This is a genomic window from Roseomonas sp. CECT 9278 (assembly GCF_918698155.1).
In the GTDB taxonomy this organism is placed as follows: domain Bacteria; phylum Pseudomonadota; class Alphaproteobacteria; order Acetobacterales; family Acetobacteraceae; genus Neoroseomonas.
Genome location: NZ_CAKKLX010000013.1, coordinates 49,729 through 70,004 on the forward strand (window position 1 = coordinate 49,729; position 20,276 = coordinate 70,004).

At 71.1% G+C, this 20,276-nt stretch carries 20 protein-coding genes; 15 read left to right on the forward strand and 5 right to left on the reverse strand.

From position 1 onward, the window contains the following. Positions 1 to 151 precede the first annotated feature (151 nt). The 4 genes from LQ222_RS10925 to LQ222_RS10940 all read left to right on the forward strand — a co-directional run bounded on the left by LQ222_RS10925 (position 152) and on the right by LQ222_RS10940 (position 3,772). On the forward strand, positions 152 to 1,723 hold the full coding sequence (locus tag LQ222_RS10925; protein WP_230166403.1) for a gamma-glutamyltransferase: 1,572 nt from the start codon (positions 152 to 154) through the stop codon (positions 1,721 to 1,723). 85 nt (positions 1,724 to 1,808) lie between these two features. Continuing rightward, positions 1,809 to 2,228: a PilZ domain-containing protein gene (locus LQ222_RS10930; protein WP_230166404.1), complete on the forward strand. Its 420-nt coding sequence runs from the start codon at positions 1,809 to 1,811 to the stop codon at positions 2,226 to 2,228. A 60-nt stretch (positions 2,229 to 2,288) separates the two neighbouring features. Next, positions 2,289 to 2,648, forward strand: a complete 360-nt coding sequence (locus tag LQ222_RS10935; RefSeq protein ID WP_230166405.1) for a hypothetical protein — start codon at positions 2,289 to 2,291, stop codon at positions 2,646 to 2,648. Positions 2,649 to 2,782: 134 nt separating this feature from the next. Then, a complete protein-coding gene (locus tag LQ222_RS10940; RefSeq protein ID WP_230166406.1) occupies positions 2,783 to 3,772 on the forward strand; it encodes a tripartite tricarboxylate transporter substrate binding protein in 990 nt (329 codons plus the stop codon). Between the two features lie 439 nt (positions 3,773 to 4,211). Here LQ222_RS10940 and LQ222_RS10945 read toward each other — a convergent pair whose 3' ends face one another. Then, entirely contained in the window at positions 4,212 to 5,123 is a 912-nt protein-coding gene (locus LQ222_RS10945) for a polysaccharide deacetylase (protein WP_230166408.1), read from the reverse strand. A 477-nt stretch (positions 5,124 to 5,600) separates the two neighbouring features. Here LQ222_RS10945 and LQ222_RS10950 point away from each other — a divergent pair, with 477 nt between their 5' ends. From LQ222_RS10950 to LQ222_RS10970, 5 genes are read left to right on the forward strand one after another with little or no spacing between them, the layout of a single operon-like run. Then, the gene (locus tag LQ222_RS10950; RefSeq protein ID WP_230166409.1) at positions 5,601 to 7,010 is read left to right on the forward strand and encodes an amidase; all 1,410 of its coding nucleotides are present in this window, start codon (positions 5,601 to 5,603) and stop codon (positions 7,008 to 7,010) included. Next, on the forward strand, positions 7,007 to 7,303 hold the full coding sequence (locus LQ222_RS10955; protein ID WP_230166410.1) for an alkylphosphonate utilization protein: 297 nt from the start codon (positions 7,007 to 7,009) through the stop codon (positions 7,301 to 7,303). Before LQ222_RS10950 ends, LQ222_RS10955 begins: the two co-directional genes overlap by 4 nt. 12 nt (positions 7,304 to 7,315) lie before the next feature. After that, complete coding sequence (locus LQ222_RS10960) at positions 7,316 to 8,191, forward strand: fumarylacetoacetate hydrolase family protein (RefSeq protein ID WP_230166411.1); 876 nt, start codon at positions 7,316 to 7,318, stop codon at positions 8,189 to 8,191. A gap of 40 nt (positions 8,192 to 8,231) precedes the next feature. Continuing rightward, positions 8,232 to 9,200 (forward strand): tripartite tricarboxylate transporter substrate binding protein, encoded by a 969-nt coding sequence (locus LQ222_RS10965; RefSeq protein WP_230166412.1) that lies wholly within the window; start codon positions 8,232 to 8,234, stop codon positions 9,198 to 9,200. A 57-nt stretch (positions 9,201 to 9,257) separates the two neighbouring features. Continuing rightward, on the forward strand, positions 9,258 to 10,436 hold the full coding sequence (locus tag LQ222_RS10970; protein WP_230166413.1) for a M20 family metallopeptidase: 1,179 nt from the start codon (positions 9,258 to 9,260) through the stop codon (positions 10,434 to 10,436). A 53-nt stretch (positions 10,437 to 10,489) separates the two neighbouring features. On the opposite strand, the gene LQ222_RS10975 is transcribed toward LQ222_RS10970, so the two are convergent. Together LQ222_RS10975 and LQ222_RS10980 are read right to left on the reverse strand one after the other, a co-directional pair. After that, the gene (locus tag LQ222_RS10975) at positions 10,490 to 11,458 is read right to left on the reverse strand and encodes a tripartite tricarboxylate transporter substrate binding protein (protein ID WP_230166414.1); all 969 of its coding nucleotides are present in this window, start codon (positions 11,456 to 11,458) and stop codon (positions 10,490 to 10,492) included. Positions 11,459 to 11,526: 68 nt separating this feature from the next. Then, on the reverse strand, positions 11,527 to 12,495 hold the full coding sequence (locus LQ222_RS10980) for a tripartite tricarboxylate transporter substrate binding protein (RefSeq protein WP_230166415.1): 969 nt from the start codon (positions 12,493 to 12,495) through the stop codon (positions 11,527 to 11,529). A gap of 122 nt (positions 12,496 to 12,617) precedes the next feature. Between LQ222_RS10980 and LQ222_RS10985 the strand changes: the two genes are divergently transcribed. Then, positions 12,618 to 13,067, forward strand: a complete 450-nt coding sequence (locus LQ222_RS10985) for a thioesterase family protein (RefSeq protein ID WP_230166416.1) — start codon at positions 12,618 to 12,620, stop codon at positions 13,065 to 13,067. 152 nt (positions 13,068 to 13,219) lie between these two features. On the opposite strand, the gene LQ222_RS10990 is transcribed toward LQ222_RS10985, so the two are convergent. Together LQ222_RS10990 and denD are read right to left on the reverse strand one after the other, a co-directional pair. Next, a complete protein-coding gene (locus LQ222_RS10990) occupies positions 13,220 to 13,735 on the reverse strand; it encodes a YqhA family protein (protein WP_230166417.1) in 516 nt (171 codons plus the stop codon). Positions 13,736 to 13,739: 4 nt separating this feature from the next. After that, positions 13,740 to 14,723 carry a D-erythronate dehydrogenase gene (gene denD / locus LQ222_RS10995; RefSeq protein ID WP_230166418.1) on the reverse strand — a complete coding sequence of 328 codons (984 nt, stop codon included), beginning with the start codon at positions 14,721 to 14,723 and terminating at the stop codon, positions 13,740 to 13,742. Positions 14,724 to 14,788: 65 nt separating this feature from the next. Between denD and LQ222_RS11000 the strand changes: the two genes are divergently transcribed. The 5 genes from LQ222_RS11000 (at position 14,789) to LQ222_RS11020 (ending at position 20,261) form a co-directional block, all read left to right on the forward strand. After that, positions 14,789 to 15,964, forward strand: a complete 1,176-nt coding sequence (locus tag LQ222_RS11000; RefSeq protein ID WP_230166419.1) for a diaminopropionate ammonia-lyase — start codon at positions 14,789 to 14,791, stop codon at positions 15,962 to 15,964. A 72-nt stretch (positions 15,965 to 16,036) separates the two neighbouring features. Next, entirely contained in the window at positions 16,037 to 17,386 is a 1,350-nt protein-coding gene (gene ugpB, locus LQ222_RS11005; RefSeq protein WP_230166420.1) for a sn-glycerol-3-phosphate ABC transporter substrate-binding protein UgpB, read from the forward strand. A gap of 28 nt (positions 17,387 to 17,414) precedes the next feature. Continuing rightward, on the forward strand, positions 17,415 to 18,296 hold the full coding sequence (gene ugpA, locus LQ222_RS11010; RefSeq protein ID WP_230166421.1) for a sn-glycerol-3-phosphate ABC transporter permease UgpA: 882 nt from the start codon (positions 17,415 to 17,417) through the stop codon (positions 18,294 to 18,296). 53 nt (positions 18,297 to 18,349) lie between these two features. Further along, complete coding sequence (gene ugpE, locus LQ222_RS11015) at positions 18,350 to 19,189, forward strand: sn-glycerol-3-phosphate ABC transporter permease UgpE (protein WP_230166476.1); 840 nt, start codon at positions 18,350 to 18,352, stop codon at positions 19,187 to 19,189. 4 nt (positions 19,190 to 19,193) lie between these two features. Then, complete coding sequence (locus tag LQ222_RS11020) at positions 19,194 to 20,261, forward strand: ABC transporter ATP-binding protein (RefSeq protein WP_230166422.1); 1,068 nt, start codon at positions 19,194 to 19,196, stop codon at positions 20,259 to 20,261. The last annotated feature ends 15 nt before the right edge of the window (positions 20,262 to 20,276 follow it).

Consider the following 20,276-nt stretch of genomic DNA (forward strand, 5'->3'; position numbering starts at 1 on the left):
CGCCTCCGGCACCCCTTGCCCCTGCGCGCCTCCGGCACCCCTTGCCCCTGCGCGCCTCCGGCACCCCTTGCCCCTGCGCGCCTCCGGCACCCCTTGCCCCTGCGCGCCTCCGGCGCGACGCTTCCCCCCGAACCCAAGAAAGGAACGCCCCATGGCCTGGACACCGCCCCCGCATGTGACGCAGCACTGGCAGGTGACCAAGCCCGGCGCGACCGGCAAGCGGGGCATGGTCGCCTCCCAGGCGCGCGACGCCGCCGAGGCCGGCATCGCCATCCTCGCCGAAGGCGGCACCGCGGCGGATGCGGCGGTCGCCACCGCCTTCGCCCTGGCGGTGGTCGAACCCTGGAACTCCGGTCTCGGCGGCATCGGCTTTACCCAGGTGGCGGGGCCGGGCATCCCGGCGCAGACCTTCGACTTCGGGCCGGTCTCGCCGCATGCGCTCGACCCCTCGGCCTTCCCGATGACGGGCAAGATGAAGGACGACCTGTTCACCTGGCCGGAGGTGTTCGAGGACCGCAACGTCCATGGCCCGCTGTCCTTCGCCATCCCGTCCTCGGTCGCCGGCTATGCCGAGCTGCACGCGCGCCATGGCCGGCTGCCGCTGAAGGTCGTGATGGAGCCGGCGGTGGCGCTGGCCAAGCGCGGCCTGGCGCAGGACTGGTTCACCACGCTGAAGGTCGCCAACAGCGCATCCGTGCTGCGGATGTATGCCGAGAGCGCGCGCATCTACCTGCCCAATGGCCTGCCGCCGGTCGCCCCCTACCAGGGCAGCCCCGGCTTCTTCCGCCAGGGCAACCTGGCGCAGACCCTCGAACGGCTCGCCACGGCAGGGCTGCGCGACTTCTACGAAGGCGAGATCGCCAGCCAGCTGCTGGCCGATTTCCGCGACATGGGATCGCCGATCAACGCCGCCGACCTGGCGGGCTGCACGGCGCTGGTGCGCCCCGCGCTGGAAGCCGCATGGCGCGGCAAGCGGCTGTTCCTGGCCAATGGCCTGACCGCCGCGCCGACCCTGCTGCGCGTGCTGGAAGGCATGCGAAGCGCGGATTTCAGCGGCGCGGCGCCCTCCCCCGCCTGGTACGCGCAGCTCGCGCGCGTGATGCGCGCGGCCTATGCGGAGCGCCTCGCGGGCCTGGGCGACGCCGAACCCAAGGCCGCGGAATCCTGCACCACCCACCTGACCGTCTGCGACAAGGACGGGATGATGGTGGCGATGACCACCACGCTGCTGTCCTCGATGGGCTCGCGCGTCGTGCTGCCGCGATCGGGCGTGCTGATGAACAACGGCATCATGTGGTTCGACCCGCGGCCCGAGGCGATGAACGCGCTCGCGCCGGGCAAGCGGCCACTGACCAACATGTGCCCGGTGATCGCCGGGGATGGCGACACGCCCTCGATCGCCGCCGGCGCCTCGGGCGGGCGTCGCATCATGGCCTCGGTCTTCCAGACCCTGTCCTACGTGGCGGATTTCGGCATGACGCCGGACCAGGCGGCGCATCACCCGCGCCTCGATGTCTCGGCGCCGGAGGGTGTGACAGCCGATATCCGCCTGGGCGCCGAGACCCTCGCCGCGCTGGCGAAGGACGCGACGGTGACCGAGGTGGAGCACGCGGTCCTGCCGGTGAACTTCGCCTGCCCCAACCTGATCCGCATCGCCCCCGACGGCACGCGCCACGGCATCACCGACGCCATGAGCCCCTGGAGCGCCGCCCTGGCGGAGTAACGCGGCCGCCGCCGGCCGCATCAGGCTGGTATCCCGCAGGCGCCCTGCTGCGCTACCGTTCGACTCGCGCGAGAACGGAGGCGGGATGTCCGATACCGTTCCGGGGCCGGGGGCCCTGGCGGGGCAAGGCGGGTCGGCGGCGGCCGGCGCGGGTCGTCGCGACCCGGCGGCGGTGATCCTCGACGGGCTCGGCGAACGCCGCGAAGGCCCGCGCATCGAGGTCCAGCTGCCCTGCACCGTGTTCATCGGATCGCATGTGCATGACGGCATGCTGCGCGATGTCTCGGCGGGCGGCGGCATGGTGCATGGGGTGCGCGGGATGCTGGCGGGGGACCAGGTGCGGCTGCGCCTGGCGCGCTTCGCCGACCACATGTTCCAGGCGCAGGTGCGTGGCGTCAGCCTGCTCGGCGTGCACCTGGCGGTCCGCGCGGGCGCGGAGCAGGCGCGCTGGCGCGAGGCGATCGGCGACCTGCTGCCGGATGACGGCGCGGAAGCCGCGCGTTAACGCCGCTCCCGTAGCCTGCGACGGCGCCGCCACCAGGGCGGGGTCGGAGGGCAGGTCAGCATGGATCGCGGATGGGGACCGGCCGGGCATGGCGCGGGGGTCGAGGCGCCGGCCGCGGTCGCGCAGCCGCTGCATCCGGTGGCGGAACCCTGCACATTGCGATCCGCCGGCGGGCGCGTGCGCGACGGGCTGGTGCGCGAGGCCGGCGCCGCGGGCGCGATCGTGGCCGGGATCGGTGGGCTCGACCTGGGGCAGGAGGTCGACCTGGTGCTGCCGCGCCGTGGCGGGCTGCGGCTGCGCGCGCGCATCGCCGGGATCGGCGTGCTGGGCCTGATGCTGGAGCTGCGGGCGGCGGATCGCGGGGCGGAATGGCGCCACGCGCTGCTCGGCATGACCGACGGGGGCTTCCGCGCCGCCTGATGGCGTGTCGCCGTGCCGGCGGCACGGCGTTTGCTGAACACCCTGGGCATCGCAGGAGACGGGGCCGGCGCGGGCGGCGATTGCCCGCGTTTCGACCTTTCCATCCTCCTTGCGCCTGAACAGGGAGCAGATCGATGAATCGTCGCGCATTTCTTGGGCTCGCCGCAGCCGGCGCCGTCGGCCCCCTCGCGCTGCCGGGCATCGCCTCGGCGCAAGCCGCCTGGCCATCCCGCGGGTCGATCCGCCTGGTCGCGCAGTTTCCCCCGGGCGGGCTGGTCGACACCATCAGCCGGCTGATGGCGCCGATCCTGTCGCAGTCGCTGGGGCAGACCGTGGTGGTCGAGAACCGTGCGGGCGCCGGCGGCGTCATCGGCACCGACTTCGTCGCGAAGCAGCCGGCCGATGGCTACACGCTGCTGGTCAGCCATGCCTCGGTGCATGTCTTCTCGGCGGCCACGATGCCCACGCTGCCCTTCCAGCCGGTCAACGACTTCACGCATATCGGGCAGCTCGTGGAAGCGCCGAACGTGCTGCTGGTGAAGGCGGAATCGCCGTTCCGGACGCTCGACCAGTACATCGCGGCGGCGCGCACGCGGCCGGTGCGCTACGGGTCGTCGGGCATCGGCTCGGCGCCGCATCTGCTGGGTGCCATGCTGACCGGCGAGACGGGCGTGACGAACCTCGACCACGTGCCCTATCGCGGCTCGGCGCCGGCGATGCAGGACCTGATGGCGAACCAGATCGAATCCTTCATCGACCCGATCACCACCAATGTGCAGCTGATGAAGGACGGCGTGCTGCGGGCACTGGCGGTCTCCACGCCGCAGCGCCTGCCGGCCTTCCCGAACGTGCCGACCTTTGCCGAGCTCGGCTTCCCGAAGCTGACCTCGGCGCAGTGGCTGGGGCTGTCGGGGCCGAAGGGGCTGCCGGCGCCGATCGTCGAGCGGCTGTCGGCCCTGGTGCCGCAGATCGTCGCGCGCCCCGACCTGATGGTGCGCTTCGAGGAACTGCAGACCCTGCCGCGCAATCCGCCGCCGCTGGGGGCGGATTTCACCGCGCTGATCAACCAGCAGATCGGCGAATGGACCGCGGTGGCGCGGCAGTTCAACATCGTCGTGACGTAGTTTTCTGCCCTCAGACGGCGGGCGGGCCGCATCCGCGGCCCTTGCCTTCGCGCCATGCGCTGCGGCGCTGGCGGCGGCTGGCAGTCTGGGCGCGGTCGCGCCGTGCGCTCCCGGATCGCGCATGGGCGCGATCCGAGTCTTCGTGATGGCCCTCAGACGGCGGGCGGGCCGCATCCGCGGCCCTTGCCTTCGCGCCATGCGCTGCGGCGCGGGCGGCGGCTGGCAGTCTGGGCGCGGTCGCGCCGTGCGCTCCCGGATCGCGCATGGGCGCGATCCGAGTCTTCGTGATGGCCCTCAGACGGCGGGCGGGCCGCATCCGCGGCCCTTGCCTTCGCGCCATGCGCTGCGGCGCGGGCGGCGGCTGGCAGTCTGGGCGCGGTCGCGCCGTGCGCTCCCGGATCGCGCATGGGCGCGATCCGAAGAAGGGAGTTCGCGTGCGTCAGGCGCGCTGGGTCATGCCCGCCTGCTGCGCGCACCAGCGCGCCACTTCCTCATGCGTGCCGAACCACACGCCGGGCGTGCCCTTCATGTGCGTGACAAGGCGATCGAGGAGCGCAATGCGGCTGCGGTGGCCGATCACGTGCGGGTGCATGGTCAGCAGGAACAGGCCGCCCTCGGCCAGCGCGCCTTCGAATTCGGCGCGAAAGATCTCCTCGACCGCCGAGGGCGGCGTGTAGGGGCGCAGGCCCGAGAAGCGCAGCATGTTGAAATACACCGCGTCGTCGCGGATCCATTCGGGCGGCAGCTCGACGATGCCGGTCGGCTCGCCCTGCACTTCCAGTTCGTAGGGATCGTCATCGGCCATCAGCGACGAATCGTAGAGCAGGCCGAGCTCCTGGATGATCGACATGGTGTCGACCGAGAAATCCCAGGATGCCGTGCGGATGCCCACGGGGCGGCGGCCGGACAGGCGTTCCAGCGTGTCGGCGGCGCGGAAGGTCAGGTCGCGCTCGACACCCGGCGGCAGTTGCGTGTTCGCCTCGTGGATCCAGGAATGGATGCCGATCTCGTGGCCCTCATCGGCCACCGCGCGGATTTCATCCGGGTGCAGCAGCGCCGAGACCGCCGGGTAGAAGAACGACGCCTTGACGCCATGGCGGGCCAACAGCGCGCGGATGCGCGGGATGCCCTGCCGCGCGCCGTATTGCCCCTGGCTGATCCGCATGGGGCTCTCGTCGGAATCGCGCAGCGGGATGGTCTCGTGGTCGGCGTCGAAGGACAGGCTGACGGCGCAACGCGCCCCGCCAGGCCAGGTCGACGGCGCCAGCGACCGCCCGGCGCGCGCGCGGCCCACGATGTGGCGCCATTGCGGCTCGCTCCAGTCCCAGGGGGAAGGCTTCGCATCGCTCATCGGTGGTCTCCGCGTTGGCTCGTGGCACGCTACCCCTGGCCTGCGCGCCGTCAACGGCGCGGGCGGCGGGCATGTCGCGCGGGCTCCGGCCTTGGCAGCCGCACCGGGCGCGGGCGCGCGCCTGCACGGGCTGGTGCGATCGATACCGCGACCCCTCCCCTTGCAGCGTCGCTGCCGCGCGGATGGCGACCTGCGGCAGCCCCGGCGCCGTGCAGGCCGTGGCGGACGCAGCCGGGAGCGCACGCCACCTGCCGCAGCCGATCGCGCGGAACGCCACCCCGGCCCGCGGCGCGGCGCGCGATCTCCCGCGCCGGCCGCGGCCGGAGGGGTGGCGAGCGCTCCGCGCCGGCGCACCGCGGGCGCTGGCGCATGGACCGATCGCCACGGCGCGCGGCACACGCTGTAGCTTGTTGTTTTCACGGGCATCTTCACCCGATCAGGTGATTCCCTCCGACCGGGATCTGCTCTAGATGGGCCATGCCCGACACCGATCCCGCCCTGATGTCCGCCGAGACGCTGCTCGGCCTGTATGCCCGCCGACGGCTTTCGCCGGTGGAGGCACTGAAATCCGTGATGGAGCGCGTTGCGCGCTACAACCCCTGGGTCAATGCCTTCGCGGCCATGAACCCGCAGGCGCTGCGTGCAGCCGGCGAGAGCGAGGCGCGCTGGGCAGCCGGGCGCCCGATCGGCCCGCTGGATGGCGTGCCCGCCACGGTGAAGGACCTGCTCAACATGGCGGGGTTCCCGACCCGCCGCGGGTCGCGCACCACCGACACCACGCCGGCCACCGAGGACGCACCCGCGGTGATGGGGCTGAAGGAATCGGGTGCCGTCATCATCGGCAAGACGACCACGACCGAATTCGGCTGGAAGTCGCCCGGCGACTGCCCGCTGCACGGCATCACGCGCAACCCCTGGAACCCGCAGCGCACGCCGGGCGGGTCGAGTTCCGGCGCGGGCGCGGCGGGGGCGGCCTGCTTCGGGCCGCTGCATGTCGGCACGGATGCCGGCGGGTCGATCCGCATCCCCGCCGCCTATTGCGGGCTGGTGGGCGTGAAGCCGTCCTTCGGGCGCATCCCGCAATGGCCGCTCGGCGCCTTCGGGCATGTGGCGGTGGCGGGGCCGATGACGCGCACGGTGCGCGATGCGGCGCTGATGTTCGGCGCCATGGCGCGGCACGACATCCGCGACCCCTATGCGCTGCCCGACGATCCGCGCGACTGGCGCGCCGGCATCGAGGATGGCGTCGCCGGCCTGCGCGTGGCGGTGGTGCGGCGGATGGGGTTCGAACCGCCGCTCGATGCCGATGGCGCCGCCGTGCTCGATGGCGCGGCGCGGATGCTGCAGGAACAGGGCGCGATCGTCGAGGAAGCCGATCCCGGCCTGCCGGATACGCGCGCCATCTTCGGGCGCGTCTGGGGCGTGGCGCTGTCGCGCGTGCTCGCCGCCATCCCGGAGGAGAAGCAGGCGCTGCTCGATGCCGGCATGGTCGATGTGGCGCGCCGCAATGGCGCGATGTCGGCGGTGGACTACCTGGCCGCCGAGGCGATGCGGCTGGAGGCCGCCCACGCCATGGCGCGCTTCCACCAGCGCTACGACCTGGTGCTGACCGCCTGCACGCCGACCGCCGCCTTCGCCGCCGACCAGCCGACGGTGCAGCCGGAGCAGGCGCTGTGGCGCGACTGGGCGCCCTGGACCTTCGCCTTCAACCTGACGCGCCAGCCTTCGATTTCGGTGCCGGTGGCGCTGGATGGCGAGGGCATGCCGCGCGCCGTGCAGGTGGTGGCGGCGCTGTATCGCGACGACATGGCCTTCCGGGGCGCCCGCGCGCTGGAACGCGCCGCGACGCTGCCCCTCGCCGACCTCGCCGCGGCGCAGCCGGCATGAGCGGCAGCGACGACTACGTCTATGACGAGGCGACCGGCGAATGGCGCCCGGCCGGCGAGATGCCGGCGGCGGCGCCCGCGCGCGTGGTGCGCGATGCCAGCGGCAACGCGCTCGCCGACGGCGATTCCGTGACGGTCATCAAGGACCTGAAGGTGAAGGGCGCGGGGCAGACGCTGAAGCAGGGCACCGTCATCCGGTCGATCCGCCTGACGGAGAATGACGAGGAGATCGACTGCCGCTACGACGGCATCAAGGGCCTGGTCCTGCGGACCGAATTCGTGCGCAAGCGGTAGGGGGAATTTCGGATGCGGCTGGTCACGTTCAGGGATGGCAAGGGCACGCGCATCGGCGCGCTGGATGATGCGGGGAAGGTGCTGGACCTGGCGGCGGCGGATGCGTCGCTGCCGCGCGACATGCTGGCGTTGATCGCCGGCGGCGAGGCCACGCTGGCGGCCGCGCGCGCGGCCGAAGCGACGGCGCCGGTGGCCGCGGATGCGGTGCTGCTGGCGCCGATCCCGCGCCCGGCGAAGAACATCTTCTGCGTCGGCAAGAACTATCACGAGCACGCGAAGGAATTCGCATCGTCCGGCTTCGACGCCACCGCCAAGGAGGTGGTGCCGGAGGCGCCGGTGGTGTTCTCCAAGCCGCCCACCTGCGTGATCGGGCCGGGCGAGCCGATCCCGTCCTTCCTGGATACGTCCAACAGCACGGACTACGAGGGCGAGATCGCGGTCGTGATCGGGCGCGGCGGGCGCGGGATCAGCGAGGCGGACGCCTATGCCCATGTGTTCGGCTACACCATCGTCAACGACGTGACCGCGCGCACGCTGCAGCACAAGCACCGCCAGTGGATCCTGGGCAAGGGGATCGACGGCTATGCGCCGATGGGCCCGGCGATCGTCACCGCCGATGCGGCTGGCGTGCCGCCGAAGCTGTCGATCTCGACCTGGGTGAATGGGGAACTGCGCCAGCGCGCGCCGGTCGACGACCTGATCTTCGGCATCCCGATGCTGATCGCGACCATCAGCGCGGCGATCACGCTGGAACCCGGCGACATCATCGCCACCGGTACGCCGGCGGGGGTGGGCATCGGCTTCTCGCCACCAAAGTTCCTGAAGAAGGGCGACCGCGTGAAGATCGAAGTGCCTGGGATCGGCGTGCTGGAGAATCCAGTCGCATGACGTGACGCGGCGGCCATCACCAACGGGAGGATCAGCGACAATGCAACGCCGGAGCCTGATCGCGGGGGCATCTCTGCTGCCGCTTGCCGCCCATGCGCAGACCGAGACCTTTCCCGCGCGCGCCGTCACCATCGTCGTCGCCTTCCCGCCCGGCGGCCAGGCCGATGTGGTGGGCCGGCCGGTCGCGGCGGGGCTGGAGCGCATCTGGCGTGTCGCCGTGCCCATCCAGAACCGCGGCGGCGCGGCGGGTGCCATCGGCAATGCGGCGGTCGCGCGTGCCACAGCGGATGGCTACACGCTGCTGATGGCGCTGTCGTCCATGGCGCTGCTGCCCGAAGCCGCGCGGGTGAACGGGCGCGAGCCGACCTATGCGACCGACATGCTCGCGCCCATCGCGCTGTTCGCCGCCGACCCCACGGTGCTGGTGGTGCCGTCCGCCAGCCCGGTCCGCGGGATCGAGGACTTCATCGCCGATGTGAAGGCGCGGCCGGGGCAGGTGTCGTATTCCTCGGCGGGGAACTATTCCGCGCTGCATGTGCCGATGGCGCAGTTGTCGCAGGCGGCGGGGCTCGACATGCTGCACGTGCCCTTCCAGGGCGGCGGGCCGGCGCTGACGGCGCTGCTGGGCGGGCAGGTGCAGTGCCTGGCCTCGGGCCCGGGGCCGATCGCGCCGCATGTGCGCGCCGGCACGCTGCGCCCGATCGCCACCTGGGGCCGCACGCGCCTGGCCGGCTTCGCGGACGTGCCGACGCTGATCGAGAAGGGCTTCCCCGACTGCGAATTCTACATCTGGGTCGGGCTGTTCGCGCCGGCGGCGACACCGGCGCCGGTGATCGCGCGCATCCGCGAAGCAAGCGCGCAGGTTGCGCGCGACCCGGAGTTCGTCCGCGTCATGGCGGCCAGCGGCAATACGCTCGACTTCCGCGAGGGCGAGGCCTTCCTGCGCTTCTACACCGAGGACGCCGCACGCCTTGTCCGCACCGTGCGCGCGCTGGGCAGGATCGAGTAGCCCCCTTCCCGCCGCGCCGCGCCGGTGCCAGCCTGCGTGCCCGCCGAGGAGACACGCATGACCACCGAAGCCGCCATCACCGACTGGATCGCATCGCAGAAGGACGCGATGCTTGCCGAGATCGAGGCGATGGTGAACACCGATGGCGGGTCCTACGACAAGCCCGGCGTCGATCGCACCGGCGCGCAGGTGGTGCGTTTCCTGGAGGCGCACGGCATCGCGACCGAGGCGGTGCCGCGCGAGAAGCATGGCGACTGCATCCGCGGCATCGTCGAGGGCGGCCATGCGCTGGGTACCGGCAACCAGCGGTCCAACATCGTGCTGATGGGCCATCGCGACACGGTCTTCCCGAAGGGCGAGCCCGAACGCAGGCCCTTCCGCATCGAGGGCGCGCGCGCCTATGGCCCCGGCGTCGCCGACATGAAGGCGGGCATCGTGATGAACATGTTCGTGCTCGCCGCCTTCGCGAAGTTCGGCGGCGCGCCCGGCCCGCTGGTCGGGCTGTTCACCGGCGACGAGGAGATCGGCAGCCCCGAAGGCCGCCCGGTCATCGAGGCCGAGGCGGCCAACGCCCGCGTGGTGTTCAATTCGGAACCTGGCCGGGTCAGCGGCAATGTCGTGAAGGCGCGCAAGGGCGGCGTGTTCTCGGTGGTGGATGTCGAGGGCAAGGCCGCGCATTCCGGCGGCAATTTCGAAGCCGGCATCAGCGCGATCGGCGAGGCGGCGCACAAGATCGTGGCGATCCATGCGCTGACCGACCTCAAGCGCGGCATCACGCTGAATGTCGGGCTGATCGAAGGCGGGCAATCCGTGAATACCACCGCGCCGTCCTGCCGGTTCCAGATCGACCTGCGCACCATCGACCTGGCCGACCGCGACGAGGTGATGGGCAAGATCCACGACATCGTGGCGCGGGCCTACGTGCCCGGCACGCGGGCGACGCTGACCATCAAGGGCGAGTTCCGCCCGCTGAACCCGACGCCCGAGAGCGAGCGCGTGTTCAGCGTGTACCAGGCCGCGGCGGCGGAGAGCGGGCTGAAGGTCGAGGCGGAATTCACCGGCGGCTGCGCCGATTCCGGCTTCACCGCGGCGCTGGGCGTGCCGACGCTGTGCGGCGTGGGGCCGGTTGGTGGGCTGGCGCACAGCCCGCAGGAGTACCTCGAGGTCGAGAGCATCGTGCCGCGCGCGCAGGCGATGGCGCGCGCGATCATCCGGCTGGAGCAGGCGGGGCTGTAGCGCCCGCGCCGCGGTGGCGTGATCCGTCGCGGCGGATCACGCGCGGGGGCGGCTCACCCGCGCCAGGGGCGCACCTGCCACAGCCGCTTCAGATTGTCGTCGATGGTCTGCGCGAAGGCCTTGTATTCCGCCCCGACCAGCGGGCGCAGCGGCATGTGCTGGCGTTCCGCCTCGCGCCGGAAGCCTTCGTCGTTCAGCGCGGCGCGGAAGGCGGCCTCCAGCCGCGCCACGATCGGCGCGGGCATGCCCGGCGGCCCGACGATCCCGCGCGACGCACCGCCGACGATGTCGATGCCCAGTTCGCGGAAGGTCGGCACGTCGGCGGCCTCGGGCTGCCGGCGCGCGCCGCCCTGCGCCAGGATGCGCAGGCGCCCCTCGCGCACCAGCTGCGGGGCGTCGTTCACGTTCAGCACCGCCAGGTCCATGTTGCCGCCGAGCAGTTGCGGGATCAGCGGCGCCGCGCCGGCGAAGGGCACCTGAACCATGGGCGGGGTGTTCGCCGCGGCCTCGAAGGCCAGCATGAACAGGTGGTCGTCGCTGCCGATGCCGGTGGTGCCGTAGGTGACGTGGTTGGGCCGTGCGCGCGCCGCGGCGACGATGTCCGCCACGGAGCGGAAGGGGCTCTCGGTGCGCACGTAGAAGGCGTTGGCGTCCTCGACGATGTTGCACAGGAAGGTGAAGTCCATCGCGCGGTAGCGCACCTGGCGTTCCAGCGGGATGGCGTTGTGCGCGGGGATGGTGGTGGCACCGATCGTATAGCCGTCCGGCGCCGCGTTGAAGGTGGCTTCCAGCCCGATCTGCCCGGCAGCACCCGTGCGGTTGACGATGACCGGGCGCATCCCCGGGATCTGCGCGGCGACCAGCGGCATCACCAGGCGCGTCATCACATCCACGCCGCCGCCGGCGGGAAACGGCACGATCACCTCGACCGGCTTGTCGCCCGGCCAGGCGGCCTGGGCACGCAGCGTGGCGGGCGCGGCGAGCACCCCCGCCCCGGCAAGCAGGGCGCGACGGGTCGTCATGGCGTTGGGTCCTCCCAGGATTTCGTTACGGGAAGGCTAGGCGTCGCCGCGACGCACCCGCAAGGATTTCAGCGCCGCCAGGGCCGCCGGGCGAACATCACGCGCACCGCCTCGCCTTCCGCCAGCACCATGTCGCGATAGGCGCTGCCGACCAGTGGGCGCAGCGGCAGGCTCACGCGGTCGGCCGCGGTGGTGAAGGCCGGGTCGGCGAAGGTGGCGGCGAAGGCCGCCTGCATGGCGCGCGCTGCCTCCGGCGGGAAGCCGGGCGGGCCGACGATGCCGCGCGCGGAGCCGACCAGCACGTCATAGCCCTGCTCGCGGAAGGTCGGCACGTCAGGCACCGCGGACCAGCGCGCGGGCGAGGCCTGGCCCAGGCAGCGGATGCGCCCCTCGCGCATCAGCACGATGCCTTCGGACATGTTGAAGGAGGCGACGTCGACCGCGCCGGAGAGCAGGTCGCGCTGCACCTGCGCGGTGCCGTTGAAGGGCGCGTGCAGGGCGCGCACATCCGCCTTCTCCTCAAGCCCCAGCAGCACCAGGTGGTCGTCGGAGCCCACGCCGGCGGCGGAGCCGACCGAGACGCTCTCGGGCTGGCGCTTCAGCGCCGCGACCAGGTCGCCCAGGCTTCGCAGCGGCGAATTGGGCAGCACCCACAGCCCGCAGGCATCGTCGACGATATTGGCGAAGTAGGTGAATTCGTCGGCCTTCCAGCGGACCGGCCGTTCCAGCGGCAGGGTCGAGACGTTCAGGCTGCCGATCGCGCCGATGGTGTAGCCGTCGGGCGCGGCATTGAAGATCGCCTCCATGCCGAGCTGGCCGGAGGCCCCGGCGCGGTTCACCACCACGAAGCGCACGCCGGGCAGGCGCGCGGTGATCTGGTGCGTGGCGAAGCGGCCGACGGCATCGACGCCGCCGCCCGGCGGAAAGGGGATGATCACCTCGATCGGGCGATCGGCGGGCCAGGCGGCGTGGGCCTCATGGATCGCGGGTAGCGTGAGGCCGATGCCGGCGAGCAGCAGGTGGCGGCGCTTGATCATGGCGTTTCCCCGTTCGTTCGTTGCGCGAAGCCTCGCGCGCAGGGCGGCGCGGATCAAGCGCGGACTTTCCCTCGGGGCCGCCGCGCCGCAGACTGCGCAGCGGAACCGCCAGGACGAACGACATGGACGCTACATTGCGCGAACGCTTCGGCGTCGAAGGCCAATGGGCACTTTGGCGCGAGCACACTGTGCGCTGGGCGGAATGCGACATCTACGCGCATGTGAACCACGCGGCCTACCTGACGTTGTTCGAGGACATGCGCATCGACTGGTGGCTGGGTGCCGGCGGCGCCTTCGCGCCCGACAAGCCGGGGCCGGTGGTCGGCACGCTGGAAGTGAAATACCACCGCCCCGGCCATTTCCGCGACCCGGTGCTGCTGTGCGTGCGCACCGCGTCGTTCCGCCGCACGTCCTTCGTGCACCAGTATGCGATGTGGCGGGCGGATGGGCTGCTGTGCTCGGCGCGCGCGCTGTGCGTGGTGATCGACAACGCCACCGGCCAGAAGGCCGAGATCCCGGACGATATGCGCCGGCTGATGGCGGACCGCGACGGCGCGGTGGCGGAGGTCTGAACCCGCGCTCAGACCCGGTCTCGAAAGCCCGGCACCGGCCCGCCCCCCCCACCCGGCCACCCATTCCAGGATACTGACGTGGGTGGCCGGGTGGCGGGGCGGGCCGGTGCCGGGCTTCAAAGTCGCCGGAAGGCGACCTTCAGGACAGGCTCTTAGTCGCCGTCCTTCATCCCGCGCGCGCGCGCCGCGAACCAGTCGGCCACCGCCATCATCAGGTAGCCCAGCAGGAAGACCATGTTGATGACCACCAGCCAATAGAGTTGCCGTTCGCTGACGCTCTCCTCGAGTGCCATCAGCGCCTTCAGCATGGTCACGCCCGAGATCGCCGCCATCGAGGCGAACAGCTTCTTCTTGAGCCCGCCGAAATCCACCGTGGTCAGCCAAGCCGGCCAGTTGCGCGGCCCGCCCGGGTCGATGCGCGAGACCATGTTCTCGTAGCCCGAGAAGATGACGATGACGACGAGCCCCGCCATCAGCGTCAGGTCCACCATCGACAGCACCTTCACGATCGCTTGGTGCTCGGAATAGGACATGGCGTTGGTGACGGCGGCATGGAGTTCCCGCATGAAGGCCGCCATCAGCGTGAACAGCGCCGCGATCAGCCCAAGGTAGAAGGGCACCAGCGCCCAGCGGCTGACGACGATGATCCGTTCGACCAGCCGCTCCATGGCGCTACAGGCCGCGCTCGGACTTCGTCGCCGCCAGGTCGTCCTCGATGAAGGCCTGCACCAGGTCCTCCAGCGATTCCTGTTCCACGAAGCCCAGGCGGCGCGCGCGGGTGGCGGCGAAGGCAGCGGGCCAGCCGGCGACGATGTCGAAGACCTCGCGGTCGAAGGCGAAGCCGACCTTCTCGCGCGCGGCGTGGCCGGCGACGGTCTCCAGCGCCTCCAGCATCTTCGCCACGGTGGCGCTGCGCCCCGGCGGGTTGATGCCGCGGTCCACGCCCATGCCCGCGGTGTCCATGGTGGCGGCGTGCAGGAACCATTCCATGGCGCTGCGCGGGGAGCATATCCAGACCGCGAATTCCGGCGGCACCGGGCAGTCGGTGGACAGGCCCAGCAGCGGTTCGCGCACCACCGCCGAGACGAAGGACGACGCCGCCTTGTTGGGCCGGCCGGGGCGCACCATCACGGTGGGCAGGCGCAGGCTGAGCGCATCCATGAAGCCCTTGCGCGTGGCGTCCTGCAGCAGCAATTCGCCGATCGCCTTCTGCGCGCCGTAGGAATTGGTCGGCACCTGGCGCCCGTCATCGGGCACCACCGCCTCCTGCCCGCCGCCGAACGAGGCGACGGAGGAGGTGAAGACCACCCGCGGCGCCGTGCCGAGCCTGCGGCACGCCGCCACCACCGCCAGCGTGCCATGCAGGTTGACCTTCATGCCGAGGTCGTAGTCGGCCTCGGCCGCGGCGCTGACCACGGCGGCCAGGTGGAAGACCACCTCGGTGCCCGGCGGGATGGCTTCGGCCACCGCTTCGGGGTCGGCCACGTCGCCGCCCAGGCAGCGCAGCGGAAAGGGCGCGGCGAAGGCAGCCGGCGCGTGCAGGTCGAACAGCGTGAGGCCGGTGATGGCGCGGCCGCCCAGCGTGCCGTCGGCCGCCAGCCGCGCCGCCAGCTTGCGCCCCAGGAACCCGCCGCCGCCCAGGATGGTGATCTTCATGCCGTCAACCCCGCTGATCCTGCCCAGGTTTGGCGTGCGGCGCGGCGCGGCGCAATATCCGCCGCATGATCCCGAACGCGCCCTTCCGTTTCATGGTCAACCGCCATCACGGCACGCCCGGCGTGGTGGTGCTGACCGAGGGCGGGTTCCGCCGCGCCAGGGCCGAGATCGCGTCCTGGACCGGCTATGCGCCAACACCGCTGGTCGACCTGGCGGATGTCGCGGCCGCCGCGCGCGTCGCCAGCGTTCGCTACAAGGACGAGGCATCGCGCTTCGGCCTCGGGTCTTTCAAGGCGCTGGGCGGCGCCTATGCGGTGATGCGGCTGTTGCAGGCGGAGCTGGCGCGGCGCGGCGTGGCGAATGCCGCGACCGCCGCTGACCTGACGGACGGCACCCACAAGGAGGCGACGCGCGCCATCACCGTGACCTGCGCGACCGACGGCAATCACGGCCGCTCCGTCGCCTGGGGCGCGCAGCGTTTCGGCGCCGCCTGCGTCATCTTCGTGCACGAGACGGTCAGCCAGGGAAGGCGCGACGCCATCGCGCGCTACGGCGCGACCATCCGCGTGGTGCCCGGCAATTACGACGACGCGGTGCGCGAGGCGCAGGCGCAGGCCGATGCGCTGGGCTGGTTCGTGGTCAGCGACACGTCCTACCCCGGCTATACCGAAGTGCCGCGCGACGTCATGCAGGGCTACCGCGTCATGGCCGACGAAGCCGCCGACCAGATGGGCGCGGCGCCGACGCATGTGTTCATCCAGGGCGGCGTGGGCGGCGTGGCGGCGGCGGTGGCGGCGCAGATGCGCGCGCGCTTCGGCGCCGGCCCGCGGGTGATCGTGGCGGAACCCGACAAGGCGGCCTGCCTGCTGGCGAGTGCGGAGGCCGGCGCGCCGGTCACCGTGCCGGGCGACCTCGATACGCTGATGGCGGGGCTCGCCTGCGGGGAACCGTCCCTGCTGGCCTGGCAGGAGCTGGAACGCAGCGCCTTCGCCTTCTGTTGCGTCACCGACGACAGCGCCGTGGCCTGCATGAAGGCGCTGGCGGCGCGCCAGCCGCCGGTGGTGGCGGGCGAAAGCGCGGTGGCCGGCCTGGCGGCGCTGCTGCTGGCCGCCAGCGAGCCCTTCGCACGCGCGGCATTGGGGCTGGACGACACCAGCCGCGTGCTGCTGTTCTGCACCGAGGGCGCGACCGATCCGGAGGTCTATGCGCGCCTTGTCGGGCAAGCCCCTTCATCGAACTGACTTTTTTCTGTAATCTCTCGGTAAAGGCGCAGGGCTAAGCCGCCGCGTCGCACAACGGGAGAGGACGACACCATGGACCGTCGTACATTGCTGACCGGGGCCGCCGCCCTGGCGGTCGCCACGCCCGCGCTGGGCCAGACGCAGCCGATCGACATCCAGTTCTGGCATGGCCTGGCGCAGCCGCTGGGCGGCATGCTCGAGAAGCGCGCCACCGACTTCAACGCCACCCAGACCAAGTATCGCGTGGTGCCGACCTTCCGCGGCTCCTACCCGGAGACCATGGTCGCCGCCATCGCCGCCTTCCGCGCCAACAACGCGCCGCATGTCGTGCAGATGTTCGAAGTGGGCACCGGCACCATGATGGGTGCCGGCCGCGCAGTGAAGCCGGTGCACGAATTGCTGGCCGAGACCGGCGTGCAGATCGACTTCGACGACTACCTGCCTGGCGTGCGCGGCTACTACAGCCTGTCGGACGGGCGGATGATGTCGATGCCGTTCAACAGCTCGACCACCGTGGTGTGGTACAACAAGGACGCGGTCCGCCGCGCCGGCGGCGACCCCGAGAAGTTCCCCGAGACCTGGCAGGGCGTGGCCGACCTGCTGCCGCGCCTGAAGGCGAATGGCGGCACCGCCGTGCCGATGTCCACCGCCTGGCTGACCTGGGGTCAGATCGAGAATTTCTCCGCCATCCACGACGTGCCGCTGGCGACGCTGGCGAACGGCTTCGGCGGCCTGGGCGCCGAGCTGCGGATCGCCAACCCGCTGGTGCAGCGCCACATGGAGGCGCTGGCCCAGTGGCAGAAGGACGGGCTGTACCGCTACGGCGGGCGCAACAATGCCGGCGAGCCCGCCTTCCCGAATGGCGAGGCGGCGATCATGTTCACCTCCTCCGGCTTCCGCGCGCGCGTGCAGCGCGAGGCGCGCTTCAACTGGGGCGTGGCGATGCTGCCCTACTACGAGGGCACGCCGCGCGCGCCGATCAACTCCATCATCGGCGGCGCGTCGCTGTGGGTGATGAACAAGGGTCCGGCCGCCGGCGGCGGGCGTTCGCGCGGCGAATTCGAAGGGGTGGCCGAGTTCTTCAAATACCTGTCGAACCCCGAGGTCGATGCGCAGTGGCACATGGACACCGGCTACGTGCCGGTGCGCCGCGCCTCCTATGCCATCGCGAAGGATCGCGGCTTCTACCGTGAGAATCCCGGCGCCGACATCCCGATCGAGCAGCTGCTGCGCGGCGGCGGCACGCTGACCGACAACAGCCGCGGGATCAGGCTCGGCGGCTTCGTCGAGATCCGCACCATCATGGAAGAAGAGCTGGAGCGCGCCTTCCAGGGCCAGCAGACCGCCGCCCAGGCGCTGGCGAACGCGACCACGCGCGGCAATGTCGTGCTGCGGAACTTCGAACGCGCGAATCGCGGCTGAACCACGACACGACGCCGCGGAGGATGGATTGAGAAAGAAGGTCATCTTCCGCGGCGTCGCGCTGCCCTACCTGCTGCTGGCGCCGCAGTTGCTCATCACGCTGGTCTTCTTCTTCTGGCCGGCGGGCATGGCGGTGTGGCAGTCCACGCTGCGCGAGGACGCCTTCGGGCTCAGCACCGAATTCGTGGCGTTCGAGAACTTCACCGACCTGTTCGGCGACCCGATCTACCTGAACGCGGCGTGGAACACGGTGGTGTTCTCCTCCGCGGTCACGGCGCTGGCGCTGGGCTCGGCGCTGTTCCTCGCGGTGCAGGCTGACAAGCACATCCGTGGCGCGGGGTTGTACAAGACGCTGCTGATCTGGCCCTACGCCGTGGCCCCCGCGCTGGCGGCGGTGCTGTGGCTGTTCATCTTCCATCCGTCCATCGGGCTGGTGGGCAAGGCGCTGGCGGTGGTCGGCGTGGAGTGGGATTTCCGCCTGAATGGCGGGCAGGCGATGACCATGGTCATCATCGCCGCGGCCTGGAAGCAGGTGTCCTACAACTTCATCTTCTTCCTGGCGGGGCTGCAATCCATCCCGACCTCGGTGCTGGAAGCCGCCGCCATCGACGGCGCGCGGCCGGTGCGGCGCTTCTGGACGGTGATCTTCCCGCTGCTGTCGCCGACCGCCTTCTTCCTGCTGGTGGTGAACCTGGTCTACGCCTTCTTCGACACCTTCGGCGTGATCCATGCGCTGACCCGCGGCGGGCCGGGCAATGCGACCGAGACGCTGATCTACAAGGTCTATGTCGATGGCGTGCAGAACCTGAATTTCGGATCCTCCGCCGCGCAATCGGTGATCCTGATGGTCATCGTGATCGCGCTGACCGCCGTGCAGTTCCGCTTCATCGAACGCCGGGTGCACTACTGATGTCCGCCACCATCGATGTCGAACGCCTGGCCGCGGCATCGCGCCGGCGGCGGATGCGCGGGCGCATCCTGACGCATGCCGCGCTGATCCTGGGCGTGATGATCTTCGCGCTGCCCATCTGGATCACGGTGGTGGGGTCCACCCACGACACCGACACGATCGGGCGCGGCGACGTGCCCCTGCTGCCGGGCAGCGAAGCCGTCGCCAACTACACCCGTGCCTGGGCCGAGGGCGGCGGCGGGCGCAACACCTTCGCGGTGCCGGCCAGCACCATGCTGCTGAACTCGCTGACCATGGCGCTGGTCATCGCCTGCGGGAAGATCGCGATCTCGCTGCTGTCGGCCTTCGCGGTGGTGTTTTTCGCCTTCCCGTTCCGGATGTTCTTCTTCTGGATGATCTTCATCACGCTGATGCTGCCGGTCGAGGTGCGGATCATCCCGACCTTCCAGGTGATGACCGACCTGGCGCTGATCAACACCATGACCGGGCTGACGCTGCCGCTGATCGCCTCCGCCACCGCCACGCTGCTGTTCCGGCAATTCTTCCTGACCATCCCGGATGAATATGTCGAGGCCGCGAAGGTGGATGGCGCCGGCCCGCTGCGATTCTTCAAGGACGTGGTGCTGCCGCTGTCGGTCACCAGCATGGCGGCGCTGTTCGTCATCCAGTTCATCTATGGCTGGAACCAGTATCTGTGGCCGCTGCTGATGGTGTCCGACCGCGACCTCGAGACGGTGATCGTCGGCCTGACCAAGATGATCGGCATCGGCGACGCGCAGAACGAGTGGAACCTCATCATGACCACCGCGGTCTTCGCCCTGCTGCCGCCGGTGCTCGTGGTGGTGCTGATGCAGCGCTGGTTCATCAAGGGCCTGACCGAGACGGAGAAGTAGCCGCGTGGCGAGCCTCGACATCCAGGGCGTGACCAAGGCCTTCGGCGCGACCCGCGTCCTGCACGGCATCGACCTCGCCATCCAGGATGGCGAGATGGTGGTGATCGTCGGCGCTTCGGGCTGCGGCAAGTCCACGCTGCTGCGGATCGTCGCGGGGCTGGAGACCGCGTCCACCGGCGCCGTGCTGATCGACAAGGTGGACGTCACGCCGCTGGAGCCGGCGGATCGCGACATCGCCATGGTCTTCCAGACCTACGCGCTCTATCCGCACATGACGGTCTTCGACAACATGGCCTATGGCCTGAAGATCCGCCGGCTGCCGAAGGCCGAGATCGCCGCGCGCGTGAAGGAAGCCGCCGAGCTGCTGTCGATCGGGCAGTTGCTGGAACGCAAGCCGCGCCAGCTCTCGGGCGGGCAGCGCCAGCGTGTCGCGATGGGCCGCGCCATCGTGCGCCACCCCAAGCTGTTCCTGTTCGACGAGCCGCTGTCGAACCTCGATGCCAAGCTGCGCGTGCAGATGCGCGCCGAGATCCGCCGGTTGCAGAAGCGCCTGCGCGTCACGTCATTGTTCGTCACGCATGACCAGGTGGAGGCGATGACGCTGGGCGACCGCCTGGTGGTGATGCACGAAGGCCGCGCCGCGCAGATCGGCACGCCGATGGAGGTCTGGGCGCGCCCGGCCGACACCTACGTGGCGTCCTTCATCGGATCGCCGGCGATGAACTTCCTGCCGGCCACGCTGGCCGAGGGCGGCCACGCCGCGCGCCTGGCCGGCGGTGCGCTGTGGCGCTTCACCGATGGCGCACGGCCCGGCGGTGATGGCGCCGCCATCACCATCGGCATCCGGCCGGAGCACCTGCTGCCCGGCGGCGTGGACGGGCTGCCCGTGACGCTGGAACTCGCCGAGCCGCTGGGCTCCGAGACCGTGCTGCACGCGCATCTGGACGACGGCACGCCGATCACCGCGCGGGTGCCCGGCGCCACCGCGACCGAGGGGCTCTCGCTGGCGCCGGACCTCGCCGCGCTGCATGTCTTCGACGCCACCACCGGCAAGCGGATCGACGCGACCTGAACGCGCCGGCCGGCA